Origin of the sequence: Burkholderia sp. 9777_1386 (assembly GCF_015712265.1) — a bacterium.
GTDB classification, from domain to species: Bacteria; Pseudomonadota; Gammaproteobacteria; order Burkholderiales; family Burkholderiaceae; genus Burkholderia; species Burkholderia cenocepacia.
Genome location: NZ_JACCQB010000052.1, coordinates 38786 through 45195 on the forward strand (window position 1 = coordinate 38786; position 6410 = coordinate 45195).

The following is a 6410-nucleotide window of genomic DNA, read 5'->3' on the forward strand; positions in this document are numbered from 1 at the left end:
TTCCGGAGGAAACCCATGCAAATGAAACCCGAACTCGAACTGGCCGATGCCGAGCGCATGCTCGCCGCGGCGCGCGCGGAAGCGGAACGCCACGGCTGGGCCGTGTCGATCGCCGTCGTCGACGACGGCGGCCACCTGCTCGCGTTCGCTCGGCTGAACGGCGCATCGCCGGCCAGCAGCACCCTCGCGCAGGACAAGGCCCGCGCGGCGGCGCTCGGCCGTCGCGAGACGAAGGCGTATGAGGATATGATCAACGGTGGCCGCACCGCGTTTCTGAGCGCGCCGCTGACGGGCTTGCTCGAAGGCGGCGTGCCGGTCACGGTCGGCGGCCGGATTGCAGGCGCGATCGGTGTGTCTGGCGTAAAGTCCGAACAGGACGCGCAGATCGCCCGCGCCGGTACACAGAGCGTCGCGGAATAACCAGCCAAACCGCGCGCATTTTCCCCGGGAGGATTCACGATGATCGACCAAGCAGGACTGCAAGTCGCGCCAGCGCTGAGCCAGTTCATTGAAAACGAAGCGCTGCCGGGCACCGGCATCGACAAGGCCGCGTTCTGGAGCGGTTTCTCGGCCCTGGTGCACGACCTCGCGCCGCGCAACCGCGAGCTGCTCGCCGAACGCGACCGCCTGCAGCAGGAACTCGACGCGTGGCATCGCGCGCACCCCGGCCCGGTTCGCGACCATGCCGCGTATCGCGCATTCCTCGAACGAATCGGCTACCTCGTGCCGGTCCCGTCGAACGTCGCGGCAGCCACCGCGAACGTCGACAGCGAGATCGCCACGCAGGCCGGCCCGCAGCTCGTCGTGCCGCTGTCGAACGCACGCTATGCGCTGAACGCCGCGAACGCGCGCTGGGGCAGCCTGTACGACGCGCTGTACGGCACCGACGCACTGCCCGAAGACGGCGGCGCCGAACGCACGTCGGCCTACAACCCGACGCGCGGCCAGCGCGTGATCGACTACGCGCGCAACGTGCTCGACACCGCGGCGCCGCTCGCGAGCGGCTCGCACCGCGACGCGCTGCGCTACCGCGTGCAGGACGGCCAGCTCGCGGTCGAAACCGCGCAGGGCAACGTCGCGCTCGCGCAGCCCGCGCAGTTCGTCGGCTACCAAGGCGCGGCCGATGCGCCGTCCGCGATCCTGCTGAAGCACAACGGCCTGCACCTCGAGATCCAGATCGACGCGTCGACGCCGATCGGCCGCGCCGATCTCGCGAACGTGAAGGACGTCGTGCTCGAAGCCGCGGTCAGCACGATCATCGACTGCGAGGATTCGGTCGCGGCGGTCGACGCCGACGACAAGGTCCAGCTCTACCGCAACTGGCTCGGCCTGATGCAGGGCACGCTGGTCGAGGAAGTCGCGAAGGGCGGCAAGACCTTCACGCGCCGCCTGAACGCCGATCGCGAGTACACGACGCCCGCCGGCGGCACGCTGTCGCTGCATGGCCGCTCGCTGCTGTTCGTGCGCAACGTCGGCCACCTGATGACCAACGGCGCGGTGCTCGACCGCGACGGCAACGAGATTCCGGAAGGGATTCTCGACGGTGTCGTCACGGTGCTGTGCGCGCTGCACGACCTGAAGGCGAAGCGCAATTCGCGCACGGGCTCGATCTACATCGTGAAGCCGAAGATGCACGGCCCGGTGGAAGTCGCGTTCGCCGACACGCTGTTCGCGCGCATCGAGGATCTGTACGGCCTGCCGCGCAACACGCTGAAGATGGGCATCATGGACGAGGAGCGCCGCACCAGCGTGAACCTCGCCGCATGTATCGCCGCCGCCGCCGCGCGCGTGGCGTTCATCAACACCGGCTTCCTCGACCGCACCGGCGACGAGATGCACACCGCGATGGAAGCGGGCCCGATGATCCGCAAGGGCGACATGAAGTCGTCGGCGTGGATCCAGTCGTACGAGCGCAACAACGTGCTCGCGGGCCTGTCGGCCGGCCTGCGCGGCCGCGCGCAGATCGGCAAGGGCATGTGGGCGATGCCGGACCTGATGCATGCGATGCTCGAGCAGAAGATCGCGCATCCGCGCGCCGGCGCGAACACCGCATGGGTGCCGTCGCCGACCGCCGCGACGCTGCACGCGCTGCACTACCACCTCGTCGACGTGCAGGCCGTCCAGCAGGAACTCGAGAAGACGCCGTACGCGAGCGAGCGCGACGCACTGCTCGAAGGGTTGCTGACCGTGCCGGTCGTCGAGCGTGCCGCGTGGAGCGAGGCGGAAATCCTGAGCGAGGTCGAGAACAACGCGCAGGGCATCCTCGGCTACGTCGTGCGCTGGGTCGAACAGGGCGTCGGCTGCTCGAAGGTGCCGGACATCCACGACGTCGGCCTGATGGAAGATCGCGCGACGCTGCGCATTTCGAGCCAGCACATCGCGAACTGGCTGCGCCACGGCGTGATCACCGAGGCATTCGTGCTCGACGTGTTCAAGCGGATGGCGCGCGTCGTCGACCAGCAGAACGCCGGCGATCCGAACTATCGCCCGATGGCGCCCGGCTACCACCAGTCGACCGCGTTCCAGGCCGCGTGCGCGCTCGCGCTGCAAGGTACGTCGCAGCCGAGCGGTTATACCGAGCCGCTGCTGCATCAGTTCCGGCTCGCGTTCAAGGCGCAACAGCGCGGCGCATGAACCTGCGCATGCGGGTTCGTCCCGCATGCCGTACGCCGGCCTCGCGAAACGGGCAGCCTCGCGGCTGCCCGTTTTCATATTCGCGTTCACCCGGGCGTTGAAACCGATAATCGGCGCCTGTCGCCCGCCAACCATTAATCCGCCGGTATCCGCAACCGTCGGCGCGACCTCCCCGCTCCCCCGCAGAGCCTTGCGCCGCAACGCTGCGCCCGATATTGGCAAGCCCGGGATTACACCGTAATTTGACCCCGATCAACAGGATGCGACATTTTCCGCGCACGCAAACACGCGCGTTATACTCCGTGGAATTCGCATCACGCAATTCGTCAGATCGTCGAATTGCAGTCAATGTTTACCTGTGAATATAGGGTTTATCCGGTCGCGATTGTCGATAATCGGCGGCCGTTTTTTCCGCTGAACGAAAGGCTGGCACGGGCAGAGGGCTGCGCACCGGATCGCCACCGGTAGTCATACGAACAATCGCATCGACCCGCCGCCCGGCGACGATGCCCCCGATCCACGGACCATGGCCGAAACCGACTACGCAATGCCCAGCGAATCCGGCCTGACGAGCCGTGTCGCCGCTCATCTGCGCCGGTTCCTGCTGCCGCACCTGATCTTCTATACGGGGCTGCTGATCGCGCTGATCCTGCTGCTCCTGTGCGGAATCGTGCTGTACGAAGGCCGCATCGACGCGCGCGACCGTTCGCGCAGCATGCAGCAGAATCTCGCGCTGATGGCGTCGTGGGACATCGAACGCAACATCGAGATCTATTCGCTGTCGCTGCAGGCGGTCGTCGAAGGCGCGAACGACCCCGACGTCACCAAGCTGCCGATGCCGCTGCGCCGCCAGGTGCTGTTCGACCGCGCGACGACGGCCAAGTACCTCGGCGGCATCTACGTGCTCGACGCAAAGGGCGACATCGCGGTCGACGGCAAGAGCGACGTGCCGCGCAAGGCCAACTTCGCGAACGAACCGTACTTCACCGTGCCCCGCGACCACCCCGAGATCGGCCTGTACGTGAGCCCCCCGTATCATTCGCGGCTGCGCGGCGGCTCGCCGAGCATCGCGCTCAGCCGGCGAATCACGCGGCCCGACGGGTCGTTCGGCGGCGTCGCGGTGATGTCGATCCGGCTCGAATATTTCCAGAATCTGTTCTCGCGCCTGTCGCTCGGCGATCGCGGCTCGGTTGCCCTGATCAACACGGACGGCAAGATGGTCGCGCGCGAGCCCTACGACCCCAGGATTGTCGGCCGCGACATCAGTCGCGCGAGCACGTTCCGGCATTTCATGACCGCCAGCGAAGGCAGCTTCGCCGATACCGCGTCGATCGACGGCGTGCGACGCCTGTACGTGTTCCGGCACCTCGACGGCCTGCCGCTGATCGTCATGGTCGCGCGCTCGGAAGCGGACACCTACGCCGCGTGGTACGACCGTGCGATCCCGATCGGCTCCGCGATGGTCGTGCTCGCGATCGGCTTCGTCGGCCTGTCGCTGCTGCTCGACGTGCAATTGCGCAAGCGTCATCGCGCGGAAACCGAGCTGCAGGCGCTCGCGCGCACCGACGGCCTGACGGGCCTCGACAACCGCCGGATGCTCGACGTCACGCTCGCGCGCGAATGGCGGCGTGCCGCGCGCTCGCAACATGCGCTGTCGCTGCTGTTCATCGACGTCGATTACTTCAAGCGCTACAACGACACGCAGGGCCACCAGGCCGGCGACGACGCCCTCGCCGCGGTCGGCCACTGCATCGCCGGCTGCCTGCGCCGCCCGGCCGACTATGCGGCGCGCTATGGCGGCGAGGAATTCGTCGTGGTGCTGCCGGACATCGACTCGGACGGCGCGGTGACGATCGCCGAAACGATCCGCACGGGCGTCCTCGATCTCGGCATCCGCCACGACGCCGGCACGGTCGGCCGGCTGACGGTGAGCATCGGCGTGACGACCAGCTATCCCGAACGCGACGACAACATCCAGGCCGCGCTGAAGCTGGCCGACGATGCGCTGTACCGGGCGAAGGAAGGCGGGCGCAACCGCATCGTCGTACAGGCGGCCACGCCGCCCGACGATCGCCAGTCGCGGCGGGCCTGAGCGTACGGGCAGCGGCGGGGGCGCCGCCGTCCGCAGGCAAAATCACCGACAATATCGGCTCGATACGCCACCGCGCCACCGCGCAGCCGACGTCCCCGGCCGGGCCGCGCCTGGCTGGCCGCACCACGGCCGCGCCGGTTCGCGGCCGCTTCGCACCACCATGAGACTCAAGGCAAAGATCTTCCTTCTGGCCATCGTGCCGTTCCTGCTCGCGATCGCCGGCATCGGCTTCGGCGTGCGCCAGCAGGCGACGTCGCTCGCGCGCACGCAGCACGCGACGATCCAGGCCGCGTACCTGTCGAGCAAGGAAGTCGAGCTGAAACACTACGTCGAGCTCGCGACGAGCGCGATCATGCCGCTCTACGACGCGAGCGGCCGCAATGCGCGCGACGACGCGCTGCTGCGCACGCAGGCGCTCGCGATGCTGCAAAAGATGGATTTCGGCCCGGACGGCTATTTCTTCGTGTACGACCTGCACGGCAATTCGCTGATGCATCCGCGCGAGCCCGAGCGCGTCGGCCACAACTTCTGGTCGATGCGCGACCCGCAGGGCGCGCTGACCATCCAGAAGCTGATCGGCGCGGCGTCGCAGGGCGGCGGCTACGTGCGCTATGCATGGCAGCGGCCGTCGACGGGCCGCGTCGCGCCGAAGCTCGGCTACGTCGTCGCGCTCGAGCGCTGGGGCTGGATGGTCGGCACCGGCATCTATCTCGACGACGTCGACACCGCGCTGCAGCGCATCGACGCGCGCGCGTCCGCGAACATCGAGCGCACGATGAGCTGGCTCACCGCGATCGCGCTCACCGGCGCGGCGGCGATCGCCGTGTGCGCGCTGGTGCTGAACGTCAGCGAGTCGCGCAGCGCCGACGCGAAACTCAAGCAGCTCGCGCAGCGCGTCGTCGAATCGCAGGAGCAGGAGCGCGCGCGGCTGTCACGCGAACTGCACGACGGGATCAGCCAGATGATGGTGTCCGCGAAGCTGATGCTCGAATCCGCGCTCGCGCGCTTCGAGCGCGGCACGTCGCGCGTGCCCGAAGCCGAGCAGGCGCTCGCGTCGGGTGTCGGGCGGCTCGGCGATACGCTGCGCGAAGTCCGGCGCATCTCGCATGCGCTGCGGCCGTCGATGCTCGACGATCTCGGCCTCGCGGCCGCGCTCGAGCAACTCGTGCGCGAGCTCGGCGCCGAGAGCGGCATCGACATCGGCTATACGCAGGTCGCGCACAGCGGCACGCAGCCATTGCCCGAAGCCGTCAACACCGCGCTGTTCCGGATCGCGCAGGAAGCGCTGAGCAATATCGTGCATCATGCGCGGGCGTCGCGCGCGGCCGTCACGCTCGACGTCGGCGCGCAAACCGTCACGCTGACGATTGCCGACAACGGCTGCGGCTTCGACGCCGAACGCTCGCAGGCCGACGCGCGCCGCGGCATCGGCCTGCGCAACATGCGCGAGCGCCTCGACGCGCTCGGCGGCACGCTGACGATCACGTCGCAAGTGGGCCACACGATCGTCGCCGCACGCGTGCCGCTGCGCAGCGCGGCGTGACGACGCGCCCCATTACAGCAACCATCTTGAGACAGCCCATGTCATGCGCAATTGAAATCCGGCTGCCAACGCTCGCCAGTGCGAGCGATGGCGTTGAGCGTGATGAGCAGCTTGCGCATGCATGCGACGAGGGCGACCTTC

The 6410-nt window shown here is 68.2% G+C and carries 4 protein-coding genes and 1 pseudogene; 4 read left to right on the forward strand and 1 reads right to left on the reverse strand.

Features of this window, described 5'->3' with window-relative positions:
- The first annotated feature begins 15 nt into the window (after positions 1-15).
- The 4 genes from H0X91_RS28330 to H0X91_RS28345 all read left to right on the forward strand — a co-directional run bounded on the left by H0X91_RS28330 (position 16) and on the right by H0X91_RS28345 (position 6269).
- Positions 16-420, forward strand: coding sequence for a GlcG/HbpS family heme-binding protein (locus H0X91_RS28330; RefSeq protein WP_058902450.1), 405 nt, complete (start codon positions 16-18; stop codon positions 418-420).
- Positions 421-459: 39 nt separating this feature from the next.
- Positions 460-2634 carry a malate synthase G gene (locus H0X91_RS28335; RefSeq protein ID WP_196433551.1) on the forward strand — a complete coding sequence of 725 codons (2175 nt, stop codon included), beginning with the start codon at positions 460-462 and terminating at the stop codon, positions 2632-2634.
- A 526-nt stretch (positions 2635-3160) separates the two neighbouring features.
- The gene (locus H0X91_RS28340; protein WP_059722224.1) at positions 3161-4726 is read left to right on the forward strand and encodes a sensor domain-containing diguanylate cyclase; all 1566 of its coding nucleotides are present in this window, start codon (positions 3161-3163) and stop codon (positions 4724-4726) included.
- Positions 4727-4886: 160 nt separating this feature from the next.
- A complete protein-coding gene (locus H0X91_RS28345) occupies positions 4887-6269 on the forward strand; it encodes a cache domain-containing protein (protein ID WP_006496242.1) in 1383 nt (460 codons plus the stop codon).
- A gap of 41 nt (positions 6270-6310) precedes the next feature.
- Here H0X91_RS28345 and H0X91_RS35460 read toward each other — a convergent pair.
- Positions 6311-6410 (reverse strand): annotated as a pseudogene (locus H0X91_RS35460) (IS110 family transposase); the annotation flags it as partial.